The sequence below is a fragment of the Pseudomonas sp. GM24 genome (assembly GCF_000282235.1).
Taxonomy (GTDB): Bacteria; Pseudomonadota; Gammaproteobacteria; order Pseudomonadales; family Pseudomonadaceae; genus Aquipseudomonas.
Map to the genome: position 1 here is coordinate 1 of NZ_AKJR01000345.1, position 1,970 is coordinate 1,970.

Below are 1,970 nucleotides of genomic sequence, written 5' to 3' on the forward strand. Positions count from 1 at the left end.
GAGCCTGCTCGCGATGGCGTCGGTCGGGTTGAAAACAGGCAAGAGATCAATCCCGCCGATTACTCCGCGCGCCGCTTGGTGTTAAATAGGCGCCAGTCTTAACCTTGTCGCTTATAGCTGTGCAACGAGAACCGATATGAACACCCATTCCAGGATAAACACCCAAATTCAAACAGCGGTGAGCGCATGATCGAAGTCACCGAAGTATCGATTGCCCAACTGCGTGCCGCCCTTGAGGCCGGCCAGACCACCGCAGTCGAGCTGGTCCAGGCCTATCTGGCCCGTATCGACGCCTACGACGGTGCCGACACAGCAACGGCGCTGAATGCCGTGGTCGTACGCAACCCTGAAGCGTTGAACGAGGCACGCGCGTCCGATGCCCGTCGCGCCAAAGGCGAAACCCTCGGCCCGCTCGACGGCATTCCTTACACCGCCAAGGACAGCTACTTGGTCAAGGGCCTGACCGCCGCGTCCGGCAGCCCGGCCTTCGCTGATCTGGTCGCCTATCGCGATGCCTTCACCATCGAACGCCTGCGCGCGGCCGGGGCGATTTGCCTGGGCAAGACCAACATGCCGCCGATGGCCAATGGCGGCATGCAACGCGGCGTCTACGGTCGCGCTGAAAGCCCTTACAACGCCGATTACCTGACTGCGCCGTTTGCCTCCGGCTCGTCGAACGGTGCCGGCACCGCCACGGCCGCGAGTTTTGCCGCGTTCGGTCTGGCTGAAGAAACCTGGTCGAGCGGGCGTGGCCCGGCGTCGAACAATGGCTTGTGCGCCTACACGCCGTCGCGCGGGGTGATCTCGGTGCGCGGCAACTGGCCGTTGACGCCGACCATGGACGTGGTCGTGCCTTACGCACGGACCATGGCTGACCTGCTTGAAGTCCTCGACATCGTCGTGGCCGAAGACCCAGACACCCGTGGCGACCTCTGGCGCCTGCAACCGTGGGTGTCGATCCCGAGCGTCAGCGAGGTGCGCCCCGCCGCTTACGCCGATCTGGCGGCCGATGCCAAAGCCTTGGCCGGCAAACGTTTCGCGGTACCGCGCATGTTCATCAATGCCGACCCTGAAGCCGGCACCAGCGAAGCACCGGGCATCGGCGGCCCGACCGGCCAGCGCATCAATACCCGTGAGTCGGTGATCGAGTTGTGGAAACAGGCGCGTCAGGCACTCGAAGCTGCCGGTGCCGAAGTCATCGAAACCGATTTCCCGCTGGTCTCCAACTGCGAAGGCGATCGTCCCGGCGCGCCAACCGTGTTCACCCGTGGTCTGGTCTCGAAAGAGTTCCTTCACCATGAGTTATGGGATCTGACCGCTTGGGCGTTCGACGACTTCCTGCAAGCCAACGGCGACCCGAAACTCAATCGTCTGGTTGACGTCGACGGGCCGAAAATCTTCCCGCACGACCCGGGCACCCTGCCCAACCGTGAAGGCGATCTGGCAGCCGGCATGGACGAATACGTGCGCATGGCCGAGCGCGGCATCACGCCGTGGAATGAAATCCCCACCGTGCCCGATGGCCTGCGTGGCCTGGAACAGACTCGGCGCATCGACCTCGAAGACTGGATGGACACACTGGGCCTCGACGCCGTGCTGTTCCCGACGGTTGCTGATGTCGGCCCGGCGGACGCCGATGTAAACCCTGAGTCGGCCGATATCGCCTGGAGCAACGGTATCTGGGTGGCCAACGGCAACCTTGCAATCCGCCACCTCGGCGTACCGACCGTGACCGTGCCGATGGGCGTGATGGCCGACATCGGCATGCCGGTCGGTCTGACCTTCGCCGGCCGCGCCTACGACGACTCGAACCTGCTGCGCCTGGCTGCAGCGTTTGAATCGACCGGCAGCAAACGCCAGATCCCGCCACGTACGCCGCCATTGTCGTAACGCGCTTAAAACTGTAGGAGCGAGCCTGCTCGCGAAAGCGGTGTGTCAGCCTGGATAAACTTGACTGACACACCGCCATC

At 63.7% G+C, this 1,970-nt stretch carries 1 protein-coding gene; it reads left to right on the forward strand.

The window, feature by feature from the left end; translation table 11 throughout:
• The first annotated feature begins 186 nt into the window (after positions 1–186).
• On the forward strand, positions 187–1,890 hold the full coding sequence (locus PMI23_RS28100; RefSeq protein ID WP_007913332.1) for an amidase: 1,704 nt from the start codon (positions 187–189) through the stop codon (positions 1,888–1,890).
• Positions 1,891–1,970: the final 80 nt, after the last annotated feature.